This is a genomic window from Enterobacter pseudoroggenkampii, from assembly GCF_026420145.1.
GTDB classification, from domain to species: domain Bacteria; phylum Pseudomonadota; class Gammaproteobacteria; order Enterobacterales; family Enterobacteriaceae; genus Enterobacter; species Enterobacter pseudoroggenkampii.
This window is the reverse complement of the sequence record NZ_JAPMLV010000001.1, coordinates 1,104,751-1,127,837: the sequence shown is the minus strand read 5'-3', so window position 1 is coordinate 1,127,837 and position 23,087 is coordinate 1,104,751. Positions and strand designations below refer to the sequence as shown.

Genomic DNA, 23,087 nt, shown 5'->3' with positions numbered 1-23,087 from the left:
TGTGTCTACTGCAAACAATAAACCAACAGATGAAAGCGTGAGTCTTAACGCTTTTAAACAACCTAAAGCGTTCTATCTCATCTTCTCTATCGAGTTATGGGAGCGTTTTGGTTATTACGGCCTGCAAGGGATCATGGCGGTTTACCTGGTAAAACAGCTGGGTATGTCCGAAGCCGATTCCATCACGCTGTTCTCTTCCTTCAGTGCTCTGGTGTACGGTCTGGTCGCGATTGGCGGCTGGCTGGGCGATAAAGTCCTCGGGACTAAACGCGTCATCATGCTGGGCGCCATTGTCCTGGCGATTGGCTATGGTCTGGTGGCATGGTCAGGGCATGATGCCGCTGTCGTGTATATGGGTATGGCGACGATTGCCGTTGGTAATGGTCTGTTCAAAGCGAACCCGTCCTCTCTGCTTTCGACCTGCTACAACAAAGACGATCCGCGCCTGGACGGTGCATTTACCATGTACTACATGTCCATCAACATCGGTTCGTTCTTCTCTATGCTGGCAACCCCATGGCTCGCGGCGAAATTCGGCTGGAGCGTGGCATTTGCACTGAGCTTCGTGGGTATGTTGATCACCGTGGTGAACTTCCTGTTCTGCCGCAGCTGGGTTAAAGATTACGGTTCAAAACCTGACTTCGAGCCTGTGCATATGGGCAAACTGCTGGCCACCATCGTGGGCGTTGTTGTCCTCGCGGCCATCGCCACCTGGCTGCTGCACAACCAGGGTATCGCACGTGCCGTTCTGGGCGTGGTTGCGCTGGGTATCGTGGTCATCTTTGCAAAAGAAGCATTCGCCATGCAGGGTGCGGCCCGTCGCAAGATGATTGTGGCGTTCATTCTGATGCTGGAAGCGATTATCTTCTTCGTGCTGTACAGCCAGATGCCAACTTCACTGAACTTCTTCGCCATCCGTAACGTAGAGCACTCCATTCTGGGTATCGCGTTTGAACCTGAGCAGTTCCAGGCACTGAACCCGTTCTGGATCATGATTGGTTCCCCAATTCTGGCCGCTATCTATAACAAGATGGGTGACCGTCTGCCGATGCCACACAAGTTTGCGCTGGGTATGGTGCTGTGTTCTGGTGCCTTCCTGGTACTGCCACTGGGTACCAAATTTGCGTCCGACGCAGGTATCGTTTCCGTTAACTGGCTGATCCTGAGCTACGCGCTGCAGTCTATCGGCGAGCTGATGATCTCCGGCCTGGGACTGGCCATGGTTGCGCAGCTGGTTCCTCAGCGTCTGATGGGCTTCATCATGGGTAGCTGGTTCCTGACCACTGCCGGTGCGGCAATCATCGCGGGTAAGATTGCTAACCTGATGGCTGTTCCGGAAAATGTAACCGATCCACTGCTTTCCCTGAACGTCTACGGTACCGTGTTCATGCAGATTGGTATCGCGACTGCGGTAATTGCCGCTCTGATGCTGCTGACCGCGCCGAAACTGAACCGTATGACTCAGGACGACGACAAGACCGCTAAAGCGACAAACACCGCTACCGCGTGATTTCCGTGAGAAACGACTGACCAGAAGCCGCTAATGCATTAGCGGCTTTTTTTTTATCCGTTTGCGCACTAACATAGCTGAAACCTCAGCAAAAAGGAGTTACCGATGAAACTGTTCTACAAACCGGGTGCGTGCTCTCTTGCTTCCCATATCACCCTGCGCGAGAGCGGCAAAGATTTCACGCTGGATGGCGTTGACCTGATGAAAAAACGTCTGGAAAACGGCGATGATTTTCTTGCCATCAACCCGAAAGGACAAGTTCCGGCGCTCTTGCTGGACGACGGTACTCTGCTGACTGAAGGCGTGGCGATTATGCAGTTCCTGGCCGATAGCGTACCCGATCGCCATCTGCTGGCGCCGGTCAGTACCATTTCGCGTTATAAGACGCTGGAATGGCTGAACTACATTGCCACCGAGCTGCACAAAGGCTTTACCCCTCTGTTCCGCCCGGATACGCCAGAGGAGTTCAAACCGACCCTGCGCGCCCTTCTTGAGAAAAAGCTGCAGTACGTTAACGCATCGCTGAAAGACGATCAGTGGATTGCGGGTCCGCGCTTCACGATTGCCGACGCATACCTGTTCACCGTGCTGCGCTGGGCGCGCGCGGTTAAGCTTAACCTGGAAGGGTTAGACCATATTGCAGCGTATATGAAACGCGTGGCAGAGCGTCCTGCGGTGGCTGCGGCGCTGAAAGCGGAAGGTCTTAGCTAATATCGCCCGGCGGCGCTTCGCTTGCACGGGCCTACGGGTTTTGTAGGCCGGGTAAGCGCAGCGCCACCCGGCATCGTTTAAAGCTGGGTAGCGCTGAAATAGTGCTCCGGCTTCGCGATACGATCCTGTGCCGCGACCACCTGCAGTTCATATTCCTGCATCTCTTTCGTCGCAATCATGATTTCGTACACCGCCGCAGTAACATGCTCGAGCGCGTCGCGCATTGTCGCCCCTTGCAGTAATTTCACCAGCAGCAGACCGCTGGTGACATCTCCGACCCCAACCGGCTGGCGCTGGCCGAAATCCACCAGCGGACGGCTGATATGCCAGGCGTCATCTTTCGTTACCAGCAGCATTTCAAAACGGTCCTGGCTCAGCCCTGCGCGCGCAAGGTGTTTTACCAGCACAACGTCAGGCCCCAGCGCGATAAGCTCGCGGGACGCTCTTACGGCCTCTTCTACGCTGTTAACCGGACGCTCGCAGAGAATTTCGAGTTCGACCAGGTTTGGCGCAATGATATCGCTGGCGGGCAGCGCGTGACGGACGTGAAACTCTGCAACGCCTGGCGCCACGATACAGCCTTTCTCCGGATGCCCCATGACGGGGTCGCAGAAGTATTTTGCCGACGGGTTGGCGGCTTTCACCTGGCGCACGATGCCGAGGATATGCTCCCCCTGCTCCGCTGAGCCGAGGTAACCGCTCAGCACGGCGTCACAGCGTTTGAGCTGGTCGATATCGGCAATCCCCTGCACAACCTCAGTGAGATGCGAAGGCGGCATCACGCAGCCGGTCCATTTGCCGTATTGCGTGTGGTTAGAGAACTGCACGGTATTAAGGGGCCAGACGTTGACGCCGAGGCGACGCATCGGGAATTCCGCGGCGCTATTGCCAGCGTGTCCAAAAACAACGTGGGACTGAATGGCGAGGATGTTCTTCATTTTTTTCTTACCAAACCCTGAAAAAACAAAAGGGGCGTGGTTTCCCACGCCCCTGAAGACTGTTAATTACTTCCAGCAGACAAGGCAGTAATTTTTCTTGCCGCGACGCAGCAGCGTGTAGCGACCATACAGACGATCGCCGTCAACGAAGGTGTATTCCGGGTCGGCCTGCTTCTCACCGTTGATGGTAATAGCGTTAGACGCGATGGTTTTACGCGCCTGACCGCGGGAAGGCTGGAGCTCGGAATCCACCAGCGCCTGCATCAGGTCAGCCCCTTTTTCCATCTCAACCATCGGCACACCGTCCTGCGCCAGCTGTTCGAAGTCCGCTTCGCTCAGATCGCTCAGGGTACCGTTGAACAGGCTTGCGGTAATGCGTTTTGCCGCGGCCAGACCTTCTTCACCGTGAACCAGTTTGGTCACTTCGTCCGCCAGCACGTACTGAGCGCGCGGTGCTTTACCGCTGTTCTTGTCTTCTTCTTCCAGCGCGTTGATCTCTTCAATGTCCATAAAGGTGAAGAACTTCAGGAAGCGGTAAACATCGGCATCCGCCGTGTTGATCCAGAACTGGTAGAACTTGTACGGGCTGGTTTTCTTCGGATCGAGCCACACCGCGCCGCCTTCGGTTTTACCAAATTTGGTGCCGTCGGCTTTGGTGATCAGCGGAACGGTCAGACCAAAGACCTGATTCTGGTGCAGGCGACGGGTCAGGTCGATACCGGAGGTGATGTTACCCCACTGATCGGAACCGCCAATCTGCAGGGAAACGCCGTGCAGTTTGTTCAGGCAGGCAAAGTCATACCCCTGCAGCAGGTTGTAGGAGAACTCGGTAAAGGAGATACCCTGGTCGTCGCGGTTCAGACGCTGCTTCACGGCCTCTTTGTTAATCATCTGGTTAACAGAGAAGTGCTTGCCGATATCACGCAGGAAGGTCAGCACGTTCATGCTGCCAAACCAGTCGTAGTTGTTCGCGGCAATGGCGGCATTATCACCACAGTTGAAGTCGAGGAACGGTGCAACCTGTTTGCGGATCTTATCTACCCACTCCTGCACGGTATCTTCGGTATTCAGTTTACGCTCAGCGGCTTTAAAGCTTGGGTCACCAATCAGACCGGTCGCGCCGCCCACCAGGGCAACAGGCTTATGGCCCGCCATCTGGAAGCGTTTCAGGCATAACAATGGAACAAGATGCCCCAAATGCAAGCTGTCAGCGGTGGGATCGAAGCCGCAATAGAGCGCGATCGGGCCTTGCGCCAGTCGCTCTGCTAACGCTTCCTCGTCCGTCACCTGGGCCACGAGGCCCCGCTCTTGCAATTGTTTAATCAAGTTACTGCTTGCCATCAAATTCTCCATGTATAAACGACTGCACCTTTGCCGGTACACGACTTTTCGCCTGATGCGAAAGGACCATAGAATAAAGCGCAAGCGCGGTGTGCGCTAGCGCTTAAATCAACAAATTTCGGGGATTACGGTGCCAGTCTGTCGATTTTCCAGCCGCCATTCTCGCGCTGGTATAAAAAGCGGTCGTGCAGGCGGTGTTCGCCCCCCTGCCAGAACTCCATCTGCTCAATCGGGATACGGAAACCGCCCCAGAAACTTGGCAGGGGAATTTCACCCTGCTGGAACTTCTGTTTCAGCTCCAGGAATTTACTTTCCAGTACGCCGCGGGCGGAAATTCGGCTGGACTGTTTTGATACCCAGGCGCCAATCTGGCTGTCACGCGGGCGGCTGTGGAAATACTTCACCACTTCCAGCGTCGAGAGACGTTCCGCTTTGCCGGTGACCATCACCTGACGCTCCAGCATATGCCACGGGAACAGCAGGCTGATGCGCGGATTATTTTCTAAATGGTGCGCTTTGCGACTGCCAAGGTTGGTATAGAACACCAGTCCTTTCTCGTCATAATGCTTTAGCAATACGATGCGCTGATACGGTTGACCGTTTTCATCTACCGTCGCGACAACCATGGCCGTTGGATCGGCGAGTTTCGCTTCGCAGGCCTGTTTCAGCCAGCGTTCAAAAAGCACGAGGGGTTCAGCGGGCAGATCCTGGCGACGCAGGCCGCCTTTTGTGTATTCACGGCGCAGATGCGCAATTTGCTGCAGTTCATCGTTATCTGACATGGCGTTAGCTGACATTGAGAGTGGGTGGCGCTATTGTGCGCCGCCCCTGTAAAAATCTCAACGCTTCGGGTTTTCGAGCTGGCAATTGTTCAGCACAATGCGGTCGCGCTTGTAGACCGTGGCGCTGTCGCCTTTCGACCAGAAGACGTAGATACCGTCGGAGTAACGTGCGCCGGAGGCCGACATACCCTGCTTCAGCGTCAGCAATTTATTGTCGTAAACAAAGCTGGCTTCCTGACGTGGATTATTCAGCTTCACGGTCAACGGTTTTTCGTCGCAGCGATACTCCAGCGTATCGGTCTGCATGCGCTCAAGGAACTGGTTATAGACGCTGCATCCTGACAGCAACAAAGGGGCGGCAATAAGAAGAAGTTTTTTCATGGGCGTATTCCGAAGACTTTCCTGGTCCTGGAGGGCATGGCTGCCCCCCTGTTTCGTTCCATTCTAACGACGACGCGCCGCGCTGAATTTCAGTTAACTCTGATTATGACGAGGATTGGCCGGGAAAATCGCCCCGAGGACGCTCGCTTCACGCGCACCGGTTACCGACGGCAAGTTGCCCGGCAGTCCGGCAATGGTGCGCCAGGCAAGCCATGCGAAGGCCAGCGCCTCCATATCATCACCGCTGATGCCAGCCTCATCGGTCGTCGACACTTCGGTACCCGGCAGTAACCCCGCAAGACGCGCCATCACCAGCGGGTTACGGCTTCCTCCGCCGCACACCAGCAGGCGCTCACAACCACCGCTGAGCAGAACCTGTTCGGAGATCGACACGGCCGTCAGCTCAGCAAGCGTCGCCTGGACATCCTGCGGCGCGAGCGCCGGGAATGGCGCCAGCTGACGCTCAAGCCAGCCCAGGTTGAAGTATTCACGCCCCGTGCTCTTAGGGGCCGGCAGAGCAAAATAAGGATCGCTTAGCATCGACTGCAGCAGCGGAAGAATCACTTTCCCCCCGCTCGCCCACTCCGCATTTTTATCATACGGTTGGCCGCACTGACGCCAGATCCAGGCATCCATTAGCATATTGCCCGGGCCGGTATCGTAGCCGCGGACCGGCTGTCCCGGGATAAGCATCGACAGATTGGCGATCCCACCAATGTTGAGCACCATGCGCCGCTCTGAAGGGTGCGCCAGTAACGCCTGATGGAACGCGGGCACCAGCGGCGCGCCCTGTCCGCCAAGGGCGATATCGCGACGACGGAAATCGCCTACTACCGTCACGCCCGTCTTCGCCACAATCTGGTTGTTATCGCCGATTTGCAGAGTATGCGGGGCCTCTCCGATGGGCTCATGCCAGACCGTTTGTCCGTGACACCCGATGGCCACCACATCCTGCGGGCGAAGATGTTCTTTTTGCATCAAAGCCTGCACCGCATCCGCAAACAGCGCTCCCAGGCGGACATCCAGCTGTCCAAGCTGGGAGAGGGTCAGCTTCTGCCCCTGACAGATACTCAGAATATCCTCTTTCAGTGAAATGGGGATTGGCCAGGTCAGGCTCGCCTGCTGTGCCACCATGTTTTCGTCAATGGCGGCCAGAACGACATCTACCCCATCCAGACTGGTGCCTGACATCACACCAATGTAGCGACCCGATTTCATGCGCTTTCCTTACGTTGCGTGGGCTAAGGATATCCACTCAACCATAAACGGCGCCGCTTTGCCATCCGGCAATAATATTTTTTAACAATGTCAGACGGGTAACACAGGCGGACCTGTTTATGTCTCGTTAAGTCAAATTCAAGTACAATTTTCCTATTGTTAATGCAAAGATATGAACTATGGCTCCTTATGCCATATAATTTAGCCATAACGGATGCCCTCAATCGGGCGTTTTTGGTGAACAGGAGATTCAAATGATTTTACGTGTACTGGGCGTTTCGCTGATTGGTTTAACTCTGGCTGGCTGTGTGAATGACAGTTCACTTTCTGGCGACGTTTACAGCGCTTCTGAAGCGAAACAGGTTCAGAACGTGACTTACGGTACCGTTGTTAACGCACGCCCTGTACAGATTCAGGGTGGCGATGAAAACAACGTGATGGGCGCAATTGGCGGTGCCGTCCTGGGTGGTTTCCTGGGTAATACCGTCGGCGGCGGCACGGGTCGCTCTCTGGCAACAGCCGCAGGTGCCGTTGCGGGTGGCGTAGCCGGCCAGGGCGTTCAGGGTGCGATGAACAAAACCCAGGGCGTAGAGCTGGAAATCCGTAAAGACGACGGCAGCACTATCATGGTTGTTCAGAAACAGGGCAGCACCCGCTTCTCTGCAGGCCAGCGCGTTGTGCTGGCGAGCAACGGAAGCCAGGTGACCGTTTCCCCACGTTAATTAAAAGTGGATGTGGTCCTCGGGCCACATCCATTTACAATATATATCACTCTCACAAATATAATTACAAAATACATTCACCTCATCCATTATTAATCACGCCTTATATTGTTTCTGCGCAAAGTATTTATTGCACTAATTGATTAGACTCTTCGCAACCACCTTCTCTTTATTCATTATAATTTGTAAAAATTCTATGCTTGCGAATCGTCGCGCTCTAACGAGCCGTTATATTACGTTCTGTCTCGGTTGCCTTGTTGTTATCGGGATATTACACGCGCTGTTTTTAAAACTCGTTGAATGGGTTCCGTCCTTTTCACCGCTTTTATTCCCTACGCTCACCATTTTTCTTCTGGTGTTTCACCTGTTTATTGCCTGTTTTATGGCGATGAAATACTGGTGTGACAAAAGACGATTGTATCTGGTCGCAATCGCCTTTGCCTTTGCCGGGTCCGCACTGCTGATGGTCGGAACGCTGACCAGCTTCCCCGCCTGGCTGGATCTCTATCAGTTCAACGTCGTGAACTACAACGATGCGATGATCTACTATATGTTCCGCCACTTTTTAATGGCGGTGCTGTTTATCGTGGCAGCAATACTCTATCCCATGCGCGATTACCCTCTTTCACGGCTGGCGCATATCTCAATTGTGAGCGGGGCGTCTCTTTTTACCGCCTGTACAGTGGGACTGGCCTGGATATATTCCAGCCACTCGCCCTTGTTATCCATTGACCTGGTTGATAATGAAACCCGGCAGTTTATGGTCCTCTGGAGCCATTGCATTAATATATCTTTAATTGTTTTCTGGGTGATAACATTAGTAGCGCTGATGTTTGTCACGCGCGTGCGCAATTTATTCTGGGTAGGCGGAAATTTTTTGTGCGTTTGCTATATCGTCACGCTTTCAATGCTGTTAGCGGGTGGACATGCCGAAGATATCTCCTGGTACCGCGCCCGGTTATTTGAAACTGTCGCCACGCTGCTGATTATTTTTGTTCTGCTTTACGATGTCTTCAGACTGTATCGCGACTCGCACGTAAAATATCAGCAGTCCTATCAGAACTCAATCCGCGATCCGCTCACGCGCCTTTATAACCGCAGCTATTTTTATGAATCGTTAAACCAGGCGCTGGATATCGCCAGACCCAATCGCCCCGTTTCCGTCATCGTCAGCGATCTCGATCGCTTCAAGCGTATTAACGACACCTACGGACATCTCCAGGGCGATAAAGTCCTGCAGTTTGTCGCCAACCTGCTAATGGATTCCGTGCGCCCGCAGGACATCGCGGCCCGTATCGGCGGTGAGGAGTTTGTGCTGATGCTGGCCAACACGTCGTCAGACTCCGCGTACCAGGTGGCCGAGCGCATACGCCTGAAGCTAAGCAGCTTTGATAAAACCAGCAGCGGCGGTCAGTTGCAGGAGCCCATCACCATCAGTATGGGGGTGTTTACGGCAACGTCATCAACGATAACCGCAGAAACGTGCGTGGAAAGTGCCGACAAGGCGATGTATGAAGCAAAGGAGACGGGTCGTAACCGTGTGGTCGTCTTTAAGTAAAAAAAGGCCTTGCTGCTGCAAGGCCTTATTGTTTGTCAGTCTCGCGACTGCAGTTCATGGATGTTTTGCTCAAGACGCCCAATGAGGCTGATGAGCATTTCCAGCTCCGCCGGTGAAACGCCTGACAGGATTTCACCGCGCGTCCTGGTAATCACGGCTTCCATTTCCGTGATGATAGGCGCCGCTTTTTCGGTGAGTTTAATCCGTTTCGCACGACGATCGCTCGCGCAGGTTTGCCGCGAGATCAACCCCTTCTCTTCCAGCTGGTCAAGCGTGCGCACCAGCGACGGTTGCTCAATGCCTATCGCTTTTGCCAGTTGAATTTGCGACTGATCGGGCGGCAGCTGATGGATATTGTGCAGCGTGACCCAATGCGTCTGTGTGAGTTCCAGAGGTTTCAGGCGATGGTCAATCAGAGCACGCCAGACGCGTACCAACCTTGCCAGATCAGAACCTAATGGCGATTCCAATTTCATCTCCTTATAATTAGCTTGCTAAGTTATTATACTGATTTTAGAATAGTGTGCAGCATTTGTATTGCCAAAACAAATGCAATACTGCATTCATCGAACTTAAAAGTATGACTTACACTGAATTGTGATGCTTCATCATACTATGACAAGCCAACGCGGCATTCTGTTCACTGCAAAGGATTTCTGCCCGTGACGTTTTTTCATCGCTCAGAGGGGTTACCCCTTCAGGACCTGATCTTCGGTGCGTCAGTCTACTTTCCCCCCCTGTTTAAGGCCGTGCTGGTGGGCTTTATTCTCTGGCTCATCGCGCATCGTCTGCTTCGCGACTGGATGTACTCCGGCGAAATCTGGCATCCCATGCTGATGGATCTTTCCCTGTTTGCCCTCTCCGTATGTCTGGGCCTTGCTGTCTTGATGGTGTGGTGACTATGCCTCTGAAAACGCTAAAGTACTTTTCCACCCTGTTTGTTCTCGCCCTCGCGCTGGTCGCGGGCTGGTGGATGTGGAATTTTTATATGCAGTCGCCCTGGACGCGTGACGGTAAAGTTCGCGCTGAACAGGTCAGCATCACCCCTCAGGTGTCGGGAAGTATCACGACGCTACTGGTTAAGGATAACCAGTTCGTCAAAAAGGGAGATGTTTTATTCCGAATTGACGACACCCCGTACCACATTGCGATTCTGAACGCCGAGGCGCAGCTGGCGAAAGCCCAGTCTGACCAGGCAAAGGCCAACAACGAGGCCAACCGCCGCCGTCACCTGTCGCAAAACTACATCTCAGCAGAAGATTTAGACACCGCGAATATCAACGTTAAGGCCATGCAGGCGAGCGTCAACGTGGCGGAGGCGACGCTGAAGCAGGCGCAGTGGCAACTGACCCAAACCGTGATTACGGCACCGGTCGATGGATGGGTGACCAACCTCTCCGCCCGCGTGGGTAACTACGCCACTACCGGCCAGCCAGTTTTTGCCCTCGTCGACAGCCACTCCTTCTACGTCGTGGGCTATTTCGAAGAGACCAAGCTTCGCCATATCCGCGAGGGATCCCCCGCCGCGATTACGCTTTACAGCGGCTCGCAGAAGTTACAGGGTCACGTATCCAGCATAGGCCGCGCCATTTACGATCAAAGCGTTGAAACAGATTCCGGGTTGGTGCCGGACATTAAGCCAAACGTTCCCTGGGTGCGCCTGGCCCAGCGCGTTCCGGTTCGCGTAGAATTTGACCGTTTACCGCAGGACATTACCCTGGTCTCCGGCACCACCTGCACCGTCTCCATCGGAAACCGGTGATGAAGCTGCCGGCACTCTCCTGGCACAACACCCCGTGGATGAAAGCGACGCGTCCCCAGTGGCGCTACGCGCTGCGTAACGGCATTGCCATGTGCCTGGCGCTGACCGTCGCCTACTACCTGAACCTGGATGAACCCTACTGGGCGATGACGTCTGCCGCGGTGGTGAGTTTTCCTACGGTCGGCGGGGTAATCAGTAAAAGCCTTGGCCGTATCGCAGGCAGCCTGCTCGGCGCCACCGCGGCGTTAATTATCGCCGGCCATACGCTGAACGATCCGTGGCTGTTCCTGCTGAGCATGGCGGCATGGCTGGGATGCTGTACCTGGGCCTGCGCCCATTTTACCAATAACGTCGCCTACGCTTTCCAGCTGGCGGGCTATACCGCCGCCATTATTGCCTTCCCGGTCGTCAACGTGCTCGACACCACCGAGCTGTGGGATATCGCGCAGGCGCGCGTCTGTGAAGTCATTGTCGGGATCCTCAGCGGCGGCTTCATGATGATGATCCTCCCCAGCACCTCCGACGGCACCGCGCTTATCACCGCCCTCAAGACTATGCACACACGGCTGCTTGAGCACGCGAGCCTGCTGTGGCAACCGGATACCAGCGATGAGATCCGCCTCGCGCATGAAAAGGTGATCGGGCAGATTCTGACCATGAATCTGTTGCGTATTCAGGCGTTCTGGAGCCACTACCGCTTTCGTCGTCAGAACACCCTGCTAAATTATTTGCTGCACCAGCAGCTGCGTATGACCAGCGCCATCTCCAGCCTGCGCCGGATGCTGCTCAACTGGCCGACGCCGCCGGAAAACACCCGTGCCGTCATCGAAACGCTGCTCGCGGCCCTTGCGCGCCCGGATGCGGACATCTACACCGTTGCGAAGATCATCGCCCCGCTCGCCCCGGTTGATGAATACGACTATCGCCATCGCGCCTTCTGGCAGCGTCTGAATTACTTTTGCCGATTGTACCTGCGCAGCAGCCGCTGGATTAACGCGGTTGAGAATGCCACGCCGGTCACGGAGTTCAACGTGCCCGGGAGCCCGGCTCTCGCCCGCCATACCGACTACCTCGAAGCGCTGTGGAGCGGTTTTCGCACCTTCTGCGCGCTGATGTTGGTGGGGGCGTGGAGCATCACCACGCAGTGGGAGTCCGGTACGGCGGCCCTGACGCTTGCCGCCATCAGCTGCGTGCTTTACTCCGTCGCAGCCTCGCCGTTCAACTCGCTGACGCTGCTGCTGCGCACCCTGGTGCTGCTGTCATTGTTCAGTTTTGTGGTGAAGTTTGGCCTGATGGTGCAGATAAGCGATCTGTGGCAGTTCCTGCTGTTTTTGTTTCCCCTGTTAACCACCATGCAGCTTCTTAAGCTGCAAATGCCAAAACAGGCGGGCCTCTGGGGACAGCTGATTGTCTTTATGGGCTCGTTTATCTCCGTGACCAATCCGCCGGTGTACGATTACGCCGATTTTCTCAATGACAACCTGGCGAAAATCCTTGGCGTGGGGCTGGCGTGGCTGGCTTTCGCGGTGTTGCGTCCCGGCTCCGATGCCCGCAAGAGCCGCAGGCATATCCGGGAGTTACGCCGGGGGTTTGTAGACCAGCTCAGCCGTAAACCGCATCTGGGTGAAAACGAGTATGAATCGCTGGTGTATCACCACGTCAGCCAGCTGAATAACAGCCAGGACGCGCTGTCCCGACGCTGGCTGCTGCGCTGGGGCGTGGTGCTATTGAACTGCTCGCACGTGGTCTGGCAGCTTCGCGCGTGGGAAACGCGTTCCGATCCGCTGTCGCAGGTTCGTGATGTGTGTATTTCCCTGCTGCGCGATGTAATGAGCGAGCGCGGTGTTCAGCAGCGGCCGCTGGCAGCCACGCTGAATGAACTGCAGCGGATCTGCGATACGCTTGCACGACATCATCTTCCCGCCGCCCGTGATTTGGCCTCGATAATCTGGCGGCTGCACTGCTCGCTGTCGCAGCTGGAGCAGGCCCCACCGCCGGGTACGATTGGGGATCAGATCACGCCGCAGGCATAGCGCGCCCCGCCGCCGCCAAGCGGTTTAGGCTGATCGGACATATTGTCGCCGCCGACATGGATCATCAGCGCTTTGCCTTTGACTTCATCCAGCTTTTTCAGACGCGGCGCGACAACGGGATCGGTGGCTTTACCGTCGTTATTAACCACCAGCACGGGCAGATCGCCTAAATGCCCCATTCCATCCGGGCCTTCATGCTTGCCGGTATGCTGCGGATCGAGGTGACCCCCTGCCGCTTCTGCTGCCGACGCTTTGCCCTCTTTTAATGCGGGCTGACAGCTGCCTTTGGCGTGAACATGGAAACCATGCTCACCGGGAGGGAGTGCTTTGAGGTTGGGAGCGAACTCCAGCCCTTTGTCGGTTTCCGTGATTTTCACCGTACCGATGGACTGACCCACACCCTGAGAGGTGACGAGATTCATTTCCACTTCGTCGCTGGCTGCCTGCGCCCCTGCGCAAACAACCAGCGCGACCATTGCCAGAGCAAAACGCTTCATAATGACCTCCGCGGGTTATTTTTTGCCCATTAAGTGTATACCAGGGGCAAAGATTTCACCGGAAAGTCACCTTCTGGCGGTTTATGGCACGTCGTAACCCAGCGCGGCTTTGCGGATGCGGAACCACTGCTGGCGGGTCATCTGCAGCTCTTCAGCGGCCAGTGCAGAACGCACGCGTTCTATTTTGCCGGAACCAATAATGGGCAGCGGTTTTGACGGCAGACGCAGGATCCAGGCATAAACCACCTGTTCGATGCTCTCCGCGTTCAGCTCGCGGGCGATAGTGTCCAGTTCGTTGCGCAGCGGCTGGAATTCATCATCATTAAACAGGCGTCCGCCTCCCAGGCACGACCAGGCCATCGGGCGAATACGCAGTTGTTGCAGCTGGTCGAGGGTACCGTCCAGCAGCAGCGGCTGGTGTACCGGGGAGATCTCAACCTGGTTAGTGGCCAGGGTAAACGGCAGACGAGACTGAAGCAGCGCAAACTGTGCCGGGGTAAAGTTAGAAACGCCGAAGTGACGCACTTTCCCACTCTGGTGCAGGTTCAGGAAGGCTTCCGCCACCTCATCGGCATCCATCAGCGGGTCCGGACGGTGGATTAACAGCAGATCGATACGATCGGTCGCCAGATTGACCAGCGACTGCTCGGCGCTCTTGATGATATGCGCGCTGTCAGTGATGTAATGACCGAGGGCGTGTTCTGGTTTTGCCGTGGTGGCAATTCCACACTTCGTGACGATCTCCATGCGATCGCGCAGTGCCGGGACCAGCTTGAGCGCCTCGCCGAACGCGGCCTCGCACTGGTAACCGCCGTAAATATCCGCATGGTCGACCGTGGTGACGCCCAGATCGATATGCTCTTCAATAAAGCTCGCCAGCTGGAGGGGGGACATATTCCAGTCCATCAGGCGCCAGTAGCCCATCACAAAACGGGAGAATTCTGGCCCCTGGGGGGCAAGGGTAATTCGCTGAACCATAACATTTTCCTCAAGGACGTGATGTCATGAGTATACGCAATTACCGTGTTAAAAAAGTGAAGGTTGCTGGGGTTCTTCGGTCTCACCGGCTTTGTTTGCGCGTATTTTGCGCAGAAGACGCTGACGGCAGAGGCGTAATACCTCCTGCTTCTGCGTGTCGCTAAAGTTTTGCCAGTTAAAACGCTCATCGCGGGTACGCATGCACCCGCGGCAATATCCGCGTTCATCCACCTGACAAATCCCCCGGCACGGGCTCTGGATGGGGAAAAACTCCAGCTGCTCTGCCACACTCACCTCCAGATAACCACTCTCACCTACAGTGAAGACGCTAAACGCGCCACGTGCAAGGCCTGTACCACAGATTTGTGGCATTAAGGTTTCACTAATCTTCCCTCTTTATACTCAGCCCATCATGATAATGACAGGTTCATCGATCGATGTGGTTAATCAAAAAGTTACAATGCAACGACATTAAATTTACTCTGGGCTGTGCACTCTTCTTTACGCTAATCAACGGACTGTTTATCCAGCGCAGCTGGGCCATTATTGCCCCTGCGCACCTGCACGACATCCTCTTTGCCGCCTCCGTACCGCTGGTGCTGTTTTGCGGCTGGGTGATTGTGTTTAGCCTGCTGAATATCCCCTATATCCGTAAGCCGCTGCTGATCGTCTTAACGATCGGTTGCGCCGCGGCAACTTACTTTATGTACACCTACGGCGCGGTGATCGATCAGAACATGATTGTGAACGTGTTCGAAACCAACTCTCAGGAAGCGACGGCCCTGGTGACCCCGCAGATGATTCTGTGGATTGTCATCGCTGGCCTCGTGCCTTCCGTGGTGCTGGCGTTGACCCGTATTCGTACCGGAAAATGGTGGTACGCGCTGCTGACGCGTGTGGCCGCGATGCTCGGCGCTCTGCTGGTGATTATCCTGATTGCCGCGCTGTTTTATAAAGACTACGCGTCGCTGTTCCGCAATAACAAAAGCATCGTCAAAATGGTCACCCCGGCGAACTATGTCAGCGCCGTGGTGAAGTACAGCAAAATGCGCTGGTTTGCTGGCGATCAAACGCTGGTGCGTATTGGTGAAGATGCCCATAAAGGGCCACTGATTACCGGTCAACAAAAGAAAACCGTTCTGGTATTGGTCGTTGGGGAAGCCTCTCGCGCGGCGAACTACTCCCTTAATGGTTACGATCGTGAAACGAACCCGGAGCTGAAAAAGCAGGATGTGATTAACTTCCCGCAGGCTTCCTCATGCGGCACCGAAACCGCGGTTTCCGTGCCGTGCATGTTCTCCGGCATGACGCGCAGCAAATACGATGCCGACCTGGCTCACCATCGCGAGGGGCTGCTCGACGTGCTCAAGCATGCGGGTATCAACCTGCTGTGGCGCGACAACGACGGCGGCTGTAAAGGCGCCTGCGATCGCGTGCCCCATACAGACATGACGCAGTGGCAGTTGGATCAATTCTGCAAAGACAAATCCTGTATTGACGATGTGAATTTCTACCGTCTGGACAACGTGCTGGATGGTCTGAAGCAGGACACGGTGCTGGTTATCCACCTGATGGGAAGCCATGGTCCAGCGTACTATCGCCGCTACCCGGACAACTTCCGTAAATTCACCCCAACCTGCGACACCAATGAGATTCAGGATTGCGATCATCAGGCGCTGATGAATACCTATGACAACACTATCCTCTACACCGACAGCATGGTCAGCAAAACCATTGATGCGCTGAAAGCCCGTCAGGCGAGCATGAACACCGCGCTGATTTATCTCTCCGATCACGGTGAATCACTGGGTGAAAGCGGTATTTATCTGCACGGTACACCGTACATGCTGGCGCCGGAGCAGCAAACGCATATTCCATTTATGTTCTGGCTGTCACCGGATTACGCGAAAAACTTTGGCATCAACGAACAGTGTTTGCGTGACCATGCAGCAAAAAATGCGGTTTCTCAGGACAATTTGTTCTCGACCGTGCTGGGTATGATGGACGTGAAATCAACGGTTTATCAACAGCAGCTGGATATACTGAGTGCATGTCGTCAGTAAACTCGCTTGCATTAGACCGAACGGTCTATTAGAGTGCGGCCATGAGCAGAAATACTGAACACGATACCCGCGAACATCTACTGGCGACCGGCGAGCAACTTTGCATGCATCGCGGGTTTACCGGTATGGGGTTGAGCGAGTTATTAAAAACCGCCGAGGTACCGAAGGGGTCGTTTTATCACTACTTTCGGTCCAAAGAGGCCTTCGGCGTAGCGATGCTGGAACGTCATTATGCTGGCTACCACCAGCGTCTGGCGACCCACTTTGCATCGGGTGAAGGTAACTACCGGGATCGTGTTCTGAACTACTATCAGGAAACGCTGAACCAGTTCTGTCAGCAGGGCATTATCAGCGGTTGTCTGACCGTTAAACTGTCTGCAGAAGTGTGCGATCTTTCTGAAGATATGCGCACAGCGATGGATAAAGGTGCCCGCGGCGTGATCGCCCTGCTGGCTCAGGCGCTGGAAAAAGGCCGCGACGAAAAAACGCTGGCCTTTACCGGCGACCCCTTGATGCAGTCTCAGGTGCTCTATTCCCTCTGGTTAGGGGCCAACCTGCAGGCAAAAATTTCGCGCAGTGCCGTGCCGCTGGAAAGCGCGCTGGCACATGTGAAAAACAGCATTACTGCGCCTGACGTATAATGGGCGCTTTTTATTTACCTTATTACTAGTCGACTGGTCTACTCAGGAGTCTTTATGTCAGCTGAAAAACTGTTTACCCCATTGAAAGTGGGTGCCGTCACGGCGCCAAACCGCGTGTTCATGGCTCCGCTGACCCGTCTGCGCAGCATTGAGCCGGGTGACATCCCAACCCCACTGATGGGTGAATACTATCGTCAGCGCGCAAGCTCTGGCCTGATCATCACCGAAGCCACGCAGATTTCTGCTCAGGCGAAGGGTTATGCGGGTGCGCCGGGTCTTCACAGCCCGGAACAGATCGCCGCATGGCAGAAAATCACCGCGGGCGTCCACGCTGAAGAGGGTCGCATTGCGGTCCAGCTGTGGCATACCGGTCGTATCTCTCACAGCAGCATTCAACCTGGCGGCCAGGCACCGGTCTCCGCTTCGGCCCTGAGCGCCAATACCCGTACGTCCCTGCGCGATGAAAACGGCAATGCGATCCGCGTGGATACCTCTATGCCGCGTGCGCTGGAGCTGGACGAAATCCCGGGGATTGTTAACGACTTCCGCCAGGCCGTGGCAAACGCCCGTGAAGCCGGGTTTGACCTGATTGAGCTGCACTCCGCGCATGGCTATCTGCTGCACCAGTTCCTGTCACCGTCGTCTAACCATCGCACCGACCAGTACGGCGGCAGCGTCGAAAACCGCGCCCGTCTGGTGCTGGAAGTGGTGGATGCGGTATGCAAGGAGTGGAGCCCGGACCGTATCGGGATCCGCGTTTCCCCAATCGGGTCTTTCCAGAACGTCGACAACGGCCCGAACGAGGAAGCGGATGCTCTGTACCTGATCGAAGAACTGGCTAAACGTGGCATCGCTTATCTGCACATGTCCGAGCCTGACTGGGCCGGCGGTAAGCCTTACACGGATGCTTTCCGTCAGAAAGTTCGCGAGCGCTTCCACGGCGTGATCATCGGTGCAGGCGCCTATACCCCGGAGAAAGCCGAAGACCTGATCGGCAAAGGGCTGATTGATGCCGTCGCGTTTGGCCGCGACTACATCGCCAACCCGGACCTGGTTGCTCGTCTGCAGAAAAAAGCTGCGCTCAACCCGCAGCGCCCGGAAAGCTTCTACGGCGGCGGCGCGGAAGGCTACACCGACTACCCTTCTCTGTAATCTCGCCATTGTTCATTGATAGCGGCGATATTTCGCCGCTATACTAAAACATCGTTTCTGTTCAAAAAGACAGTCTATTTCATTGGTTAATGAGGAAATTATGCGCCTACTTCACACCATGCTGCGCGTTGGCGACCTGCAACGTTCTATCGATTTCTACACTAACGTCCTGGGCATGAAGCTGCTGCGCACCAGCGAAAACCCTGAATACAAATACTCGCTGGCGTTCGTGGGTTACGGCCCGGAAACGGATGAAGCGGTGATCGAGCTGACCTACAACTGGGGCGTTGACAGCTATGAGCTGGGCACGGCCTACGGCCACATCGCGCTGGAAGTGGACAACGCGGCCGAAGCGTGTGAGCGCATCCGCAGCAACGGCGGTAACGTCACGCGCGAAGCGGGTCCGGTAAAAGGTGGCACCACCGTGATTGCGTTTGTGGAAGATCCCGACGGTTACAAAATCGAGCTGATTGAAGCCAAAGACGCCGGTCGCGGTCTGGGCAACTGATCCCTCAGGGCGCAACGTGCGCCCGTAGTTTTACTGCATCCCCCCGCAAAATTTGCCATAATGCGCTCTGCTTTTTCCCCATGTAAGAGACCCTGATGTCCGATAACGCTCAATTTAGCGGTCTGTGCGACCGTTTTCGTGGTTTTTATCCCGTTGTCATTGATGTAGAAACAGCCGGATTTAACGCTAAAACCGATGCGCTGCTCGAAATTGCCGCCATCACGCTGAAGATGGATGAACAGGGCTGGCTTACACCGGACACCACGCTGCATTTCCACGTTGAACCTTTCGAAGGGGCAAACTTACAGCCGGAAGCGCTGGCGTTTAACGGTATCGATCCGCATAACCCGCTGCGTGGTGCAGTAAGTGAATATGACGCGCTGCACGCCATTTTTAAAATGGTGCGTAAAGGTATGAAAGAGAGTAACTGCAGCCGCGCCATTATGGTGGCCCATAACGCTACCTTCGATCACAGCTTTACCATGGCCGCCGCCGAGCGCGCGTCGCTTAAACGCAACCCCTTCCATCCTTTTGTCACCTTCGACACCGCCGCGCTGAGCGGCCTGGCGCTGGGACAAACGGTGTTATCAAAGGCCTGTATTACGGCTGGCATTCCGTTCGACGGCACGCAGGCGCACTCCGCGCTATATGACACGGAGCGTACCGCAGAGCTGTTCTGTGAGATCGTCAACCGCTGGAAGCGTCTGGGCGGTTGGCCGCTGCCGATGGATGACAGCGAAGAATAAAAAAAAAAGCGACCTTATCTGGTCGCTTTTTTATTTCCGCAGAAAATTACTCTGCGTCCGGCTCTTCCGTTTTGTACTTCGCTGCCGTCTCTTTGATCAGCTGCTGCAGTTCGCCGCGCTGATACATTTCAATCAGGATATCGCAGCCGCCAACCAGTTCACCGTCAACCCACAGCTGTGGGAACGTCGGCCAGTTCGCGTACTTCGGCAGTTCAGCGCGGATGTCCGGGTTCTGCAGGATATCAACGTAAGCAAAACGCTCACCACAGGCAGACAGCGCCTGAACCGCTTGCGCGGAGAAGCCGCAGCTTGGCAGCTTTGGAGAACCTTTCATATACAGCAGAATCGGGTTTTCAGCGATCTGGCGCTGGATTTTTTCAATAGTGGTGCTCATGTCTTGCTTCCTTTAACTTCTGTTACGGCATTCGTCTGACATTGTAGCGGTTCAGACTGGCATCGGAAAATAACATTTTTGTCACGTTTATACATTCTACTCCGAGTCAGGAAAAGTTGCATTGCAAATGGTGTTTACCCCTGCGGCGGTCAGGGTTTTGCTTAGGGAATGGGCAAATGAGCGACAGAACGATGAATTTTTTTGCACTTGCTTACGAAACACGATTGTAGATTGAAAAATGCTATTAACTTTCTGGCTTTTTATAGATTAGAATCGACGGGCTTTGTAAATCACACGCGGGTATTATTGATGACCTGCATTTATCAGGGGACTGCCCAGTGGCGCGGATAAATAAAATCTCGATCACGCTCTGTGCTTTACTGTTTACTTCACTCACTTTCACGCCAGTGGCAAACGCCTCTCAGCAGGCGCGGCATTCTGCTGTACAAAAAAACCATCTGGTGAAAGCCACAGAACGTAAGAAAAAAACCACCGCTAAGAACGACAAGAAAAAAACACCGGCTCAGACGAAACAGACCGCTTCCAGCAAGACGAAAACCAAACCTTCCCGTACTGCCCACTCCGCCAAAAGTAAAGCTTCGCAAACCGCCGCTAACCTTGTTACTGAAAAATGCATCACGCGTAAAGGCCATAAGGCGAAATGCACGAAGGTCACGAAAATAGCGGAAGTGCATAAAGTGCGCGTACAGAAAGCGCAAAAAACCGCGATGAACAAACTGATGGGGCAGATTGGCAAACCCTATCACTGGGGTGGCAGCTCGCCGCGTACCGGCTTTGACTGCAGCGGCCTCGTCTATTACGCCTATAAAGATCTGGTCAAGTTCCGCATTCCTCGTACCGCTAATGAGATGTACCACCTGCGCGATGCCTCACCGGTTGACCGCGGTGAGCTGGAAAACGGCGATCTGGTGTTCTTCCGCACTCAGGGTCGCGGCACGGCTGACCACGTCGGCGTCTATGTCGGTAACGGAAAATTCATCCAGTCACCGCGTAGCGGCCAGGATATTCAGATCACCTCTCTCAGTGAAGACTACTGGGTACGCCATTACGTCGGCGCACGTCGCGTGATGACGCCGAAAACCATTCGCTAACCCCTGCCCTGCCACACCCGTGGCAGGGTAAGTTCCTCTTTTGCATACCCTTTCAATTTGCTATCCTGTCCTTGTTGTCTGTGTGGTTATTTGACAACGCAAAATACAATAAGGAGAGAAGCAATGTCGTTCGAATTACCTGCACTACCGTATGCAAAAGACGCCCTGGCACCGCATATTTCTGCGGAAACCCTGGAATATCATTACGGCAAGCATCACCAGACGTACGTCACCAACCTGAACAATCTGATCAAGGGCACCGATTTTGAAGGCAAAACGCTGGAAGAGATCGTCCGCAGCTCAGAGGGTGGCGTATTCAACAACGCGGCTCAGGTGTGGAACCACACCTTCTACTGGCACTGCCTGGCGCCAAACGCCGGTGGCGAACCTGCCGGTGAACTGGCTACCGCTATCAACGCCGCCTTTGGCAGCTTCGCGGATTTCAAAGCGAAATTTACCGATGCAGCCATCAAGAACTTCGGTTCGGGCTGGACGTGGCTGGTTAAAGAGGCGGATGGCAAACTGGCTATCGTGTCCACCTCTAACGCAGGCACTCCGCTGACCACCAGCGCTAAGCCGCTGATGACCGTGGACGTATGGGAACACGCTTACTACATTGATTACCGCAACGCGCGCCCGAACTACCTGGAGCACTTCTGGGCACTGGTTAACTGGGACTTTGTGGCGAAGAACTTCGCCGCGTAAGAGACACGCAGAAGGGTTCGCCCTTCTGCGTTTTTGGTTTATTCCGCAGCGCAGGCTGCTTCAGGCTGTTTACGACCCGACATCATCACCAGCAGCAGGCCGAGCGCGGCAATAATCGCCCCCATCACCGGCACAAAGCTGTACCCCAGTCCCCCTGAAATCACGACCCCACCGGCCGCCGCACCGAGCGCATTGCCCAGGTTGAAGGCGCCGATGTTGACCGACGATGAGAGGCCCGGCGCTTCATGCGCAACACGCATCACGCGCATCTGCAGCGGCGGCACCACGGCAAAGGTGGCGGCTCCCCAGACGACCATCGCGATCGCGGCGCCAAACTCATTACGCGCCAGCCACGGAATGGCAATCATGATGACAATCAGCAGGGTTAAGAAGCCCTTCAGCGTGCCGCTTACGGAACGGTCGGCAAATTTCCCACCGAGATAGTTGCCAATCGAGAAGCCCACGCCAATCAGTACCAGCATCGCGGTCACAAAGAGAGGCGTTGCGTGGGTGATGTCATGCAATACCGGTGAAATATAGGTGTAGAGGGTAAACATCGCCCCTGCCCCCAGCACGGTGGTGAGCAGCGCGGAGAGCACCTGCGGGCGCACCAGCACCGACAGCTCTCTGCGCACGTCAGGACGTTCACCCGCGCTGCCTTTCGGCAGGGAGAAGAACAGCGCCACCATCGCGACCACGCCCAGTCCAGCCGTCGCCAGGAATGACATCCGCCAGCCAATAACCTCGCCCAACCAGGTTGCCGCAGGCACCCCGCCAATGTTGGCAATCGTTAGCCCCATAAACATGGTGGCTACGGCGCTGGCCTGCTTATGTTTTGGCACCACGCTGGCAGCCACGACCGATCCCAGCCCGAAGAACGCGCCGTGGTTAAGGCTGGTCAGAATACGCGACAACATCAGCGTGGTGTAGTCCGGCGCAATGGCCGAAAGCACGTTGCCCAGGGTGAAAATCGCCATCAGGAAAATCAGCGCATTGCGGCGCGCGCGGTGCGAAAGGAGAAGCGTCATCAGCGGCGCCCCCACCATCACGCCGATAGCATAGGCGCTGATTAACATCCCTGCCGCAGGGATCGAGACATCCACGCCGCGGGCGATGACGGGCAGTAACCCCATCGGGGAGAATTCAGTAGTGCCAATCCCAAAAGCGCCAATCGCCAGGGCCAGCAGGGGAAAATTGATTTTCATGCGTCAACTCCGGATGCCGTGTCATGTGGTGACACAGAACAAAGAAGCGGAAAGCATGACATCAATCACAAAAAATGAGAAGTTAACAAAATGGCAAAAGATTTTTGCCAGAGAAGTAACAATCGGGTCG

25 protein-coding genes are annotated in these 23,087 nt (G+C 55.1%); 14 read left to right on the top strand and 11 right to left on the bottom strand.

The window, feature by feature from the left end:
• The first annotated feature begins 1 nt into the window (after position 1).
• Positions 2-1,510: a dipeptide/tripeptide permease DtpA gene (gene dtpA, locus OTG14_RS05540; protein ID WP_024909352.1), complete on the top strand. Its 1,509-nt coding sequence runs from the start codon at positions 2-4 to the stop codon at positions 1,508-1,510.
• Between the two features lie 105 nt (positions 1,511-1,615).
• A complete protein-coding gene (gstA, locus tag OTG14_RS05535) occupies positions 1,616-2,221 on the top strand; it encodes a glutathione transferase GstA (RefSeq protein WP_048991235.1) in 606 nt (201 codons plus the stop codon).
• 77 nt (positions 2,222-2,298) lie between these two features.
• On the opposite strand, the gene pdxY is transcribed toward gstA, so the two are convergent.
• The 5 genes from pdxY to anmK all read right to left on the bottom strand — a co-directional run bounded on the left by pdxY (position 2,299) and on the right by anmK (position 6,881).
• The gene (gene pdxY, locus OTG14_RS05530) at positions 2,299-3,159 is read right to left on the bottom strand and encodes a pyridoxal kinase PdxY (protein WP_267214697.1); all 861 of its coding nucleotides are present in this window, start codon (positions 3,157-3,159) and stop codon (positions 2,299-2,301) included.
• A 66-nt stretch (positions 3,160-3,225) separates the two neighbouring features.
• Positions 3,226-4,500, bottom strand: coding sequence for a tyrosine--tRNA ligase (tyrS, locus tag OTG14_RS05525; RefSeq protein WP_023335449.1), 1,275 nt, complete (start codon positions 4,498-4,500; stop codon positions 3,226-3,228).
• 125 nt (positions 4,501-4,625) lie between these two features.
• Positions 4,626-5,282: a pyridoxamine 5'-phosphate oxidase gene (gene pdxH, locus OTG14_RS05520; RefSeq protein WP_024909355.1), complete on the bottom strand. Its 657-nt coding sequence runs from the start codon at positions 5,280-5,282 to the stop codon at positions 4,626-4,628.
• Between the two features lie 57 nt (positions 5,283-5,339).
• Positions 5,340-5,663 (bottom strand): C-type lysozyme inhibitor, encoded by a 324-nt coding sequence (mliC, locus tag OTG14_RS05515; RefSeq protein ID WP_024909356.1) that lies wholly within the window; start codon positions 5,661-5,663, stop codon positions 5,340-5,342.
• A 93-nt stretch (positions 5,664-5,756) separates the two neighbouring features.
• Complete coding sequence (gene anmK / locus OTG14_RS05510) at positions 5,757-6,881, bottom strand: anhydro-N-acetylmuramic acid kinase (RefSeq protein ID WP_157189019.1); 1,125 nt, start codon at positions 6,879-6,881, stop codon at positions 5,757-5,759.
• A gap of 254 nt (positions 6,882-7,135) precedes the next feature.
• Between anmK and slyB the strand changes: the two genes are divergently transcribed.
• Together slyB and OTG14_RS05500 are read left to right on the top strand one after the other, a co-directional pair.
• On the top strand, positions 7,136-7,603 hold the full coding sequence (gene slyB / locus OTG14_RS05505; RefSeq protein WP_008500578.1) for an outer membrane lipoprotein SlyB: 468 nt from the start codon (positions 7,136-7,138) through the stop codon (positions 7,601-7,603).
• 196 nt (positions 7,604-7,799) lie between these two features.
• Positions 7,800-9,161, top strand: a complete 1,362-nt coding sequence (locus OTG14_RS05500; RefSeq protein ID WP_267214696.1) for a sensor domain-containing diguanylate cyclase — start codon at positions 7,800-7,802, stop codon at positions 9,159-9,161.
• A gap of 35 nt (positions 9,162-9,196) precedes the next feature.
• Here the strand turns inward: OTG14_RS05500 and slyA are convergent, their stop codons facing one another.
• The gene (slyA, locus tag OTG14_RS05495; protein ID WP_032651029.1) at positions 9,197-9,637 is read right to left on the bottom strand and encodes a transcriptional regulator SlyA; all 441 of its coding nucleotides are present in this window, start codon (positions 9,635-9,637) and stop codon (positions 9,197-9,199) included.
• A gap of 186 nt (positions 9,638-9,823) precedes the next feature.
• On the opposite strand from slyA, the gene OTG14_RS05490 reads away from it, so the two are divergent.
• From OTG14_RS05490 to OTG14_RS05480, 3 genes are read left to right on the top strand one after another with little or no spacing between them, the layout of a single operon-like run.
• The gene (locus OTG14_RS05490) at positions 9,824-10,060 is read left to right on the top strand and encodes a DUF1656 domain-containing protein (protein WP_024909360.1); all 237 of its coding nucleotides are present in this window, start codon (positions 9,824-9,826) and stop codon (positions 10,058-10,060) included.
• Positions 10,061-10,062: 2 nt separating this feature from the next.
• Entirely contained in the window at positions 10,063-10,923 is an 861-nt protein-coding gene (locus OTG14_RS05485) for an efflux RND transporter periplasmic adaptor subunit (RefSeq protein WP_267214695.1), read from the top strand.
• Complete coding sequence (locus OTG14_RS05480) at positions 10,923-12,956, top strand: FUSC family protein (protein WP_267214694.1); 2,034 nt, start codon at positions 10,923-10,925, stop codon at positions 12,954-12,956. The genes OTG14_RS05485 and OTG14_RS05480 overlap by 1 nt, the downstream gene beginning before the upstream one ends.
• Here the strand turns inward: OTG14_RS05480 and sodC are convergent.
• The 3 genes from sodC to OTG14_RS05465 form a co-directional block, all read right to left on the bottom strand.
• Entirely contained in the window at positions 12,935-13,453 is a 519-nt protein-coding gene (sodC, locus tag OTG14_RS05475) for a superoxide dismutase [Cu-Zn] SodC (RefSeq protein ID WP_048030739.1), read from the bottom strand. The two genes, OTG14_RS05480 and sodC, sit on opposite strands and share 22 nt — an antisense overlap.
• Before the next feature lie 81 nt (positions 13,454-13,534).
• The gene (locus OTG14_RS05470) at positions 13,535-14,431 is read right to left on the bottom strand and encodes an aldo/keto reductase (protein WP_021241132.1); all 897 of its coding nucleotides are present in this window, start codon (positions 14,429-14,431) and stop codon (positions 13,535-13,537) included.
• A 48-nt stretch (positions 14,432-14,479) separates the two neighbouring features.
• Positions 14,480-14,719: a DUF1289 domain-containing protein gene (locus OTG14_RS05465; protein WP_008500587.1), complete on the bottom strand. Its 240-nt coding sequence runs from the start codon at positions 14,717-14,719 to the stop codon at positions 14,480-14,482.
• Between the two features lie 149 nt (positions 14,720-14,868).
• Between OTG14_RS05465 and eptA the strand changes: the two genes are divergently transcribed.
• The 5 genes from eptA (at position 14,869) to rnt (ending at position 19,541) form a co-directional block, all read left to right on the top strand.
• Positions 14,869-16,494 (top strand): phosphoethanolamine transferase EptA, encoded by a 1,626-nt coding sequence (gene eptA, locus OTG14_RS05460; RefSeq protein WP_048991248.1) that lies wholly within the window; start codon positions 14,869-14,871, stop codon positions 16,492-16,494.
• 41 nt (positions 16,495-16,535) lie between these two features.
• Positions 16,536-17,135, top strand: a complete 600-nt coding sequence (locus OTG14_RS05455; RefSeq protein ID WP_024909366.1) for a TetR/AcrR family transcriptional regulator — start codon at positions 16,536-16,538, stop codon at positions 17,133-17,135.
• A gap of 54 nt (positions 17,136-17,189) precedes the next feature.
• A complete protein-coding gene (gene nemA, locus OTG14_RS05450) occupies positions 17,190-18,287 on the top strand; it encodes an alkene reductase (protein WP_024909367.1) in 1,098 nt (365 codons plus the stop codon).
• A 100-nt stretch (positions 18,288-18,387) separates the two neighbouring features.
• Positions 18,388-18,795: a lactoylglutathione lyase gene (gene gloA / locus OTG14_RS05445; protein WP_013096923.1), complete on the top strand. Its 408-nt coding sequence runs from the start codon at positions 18,388-18,390 to the stop codon at positions 18,793-18,795.
• Between the two features lie 95 nt (positions 18,796-18,890).
• Positions 18,891-19,541, top strand: a complete 651-nt coding sequence (gene rnt / locus OTG14_RS05440) for a ribonuclease T (RefSeq protein WP_024909368.1) — start codon at positions 18,891-18,893, stop codon at positions 19,539-19,541.
• A 46-nt stretch (positions 19,542-19,587) separates the two neighbouring features.
• Here the strand turns inward: rnt and grxD are convergent, their stop codons facing one another.
• On the bottom strand, positions 19,588-19,935 hold the full coding sequence (grxD, locus tag OTG14_RS05435) for a monothiol glutaredoxin 4 (RefSeq protein ID WP_003832760.1): 348 nt from the start codon (positions 19,933-19,935) through the stop codon (positions 19,588-19,590).
• A 338-nt stretch (positions 19,936-20,273) separates the two neighbouring features.
• Here grxD and OTG14_RS05430 point away from each other — a divergent pair, with 338 nt between their 5' ends.
• Together OTG14_RS05430 and sodB are read left to right on the top strand one after the other, a co-directional pair.
• A complete protein-coding gene (locus OTG14_RS05430; RefSeq protein ID WP_023311354.1) occupies positions 20,274-21,047 on the top strand; it encodes a C40 family peptidase in 774 nt (257 codons plus the stop codon).
• A 123-nt stretch (positions 21,048-21,170) separates the two neighbouring features.
• The gene (sodB, locus tag OTG14_RS05425) at positions 21,171-21,752 is read left to right on the top strand and encodes a superoxide dismutase [Fe] (protein ID WP_023311353.1); all 582 of its coding nucleotides are present in this window, start codon (positions 21,171-21,173) and stop codon (positions 21,750-21,752) included.
• 38 nt (positions 21,753-21,790) lie between these two features.
• Here the strand turns inward: sodB and OTG14_RS05420 are convergent, their stop codons facing one another.
• Complete coding sequence (locus tag OTG14_RS05420) at positions 21,791-22,957, bottom strand: MFS transporter (protein WP_048991253.1); 1,167 nt, start codon at positions 22,955-22,957, stop codon at positions 21,791-21,793.
• Between the last annotated feature and the right edge of the window lie 130 nt (positions 22,958-23,087).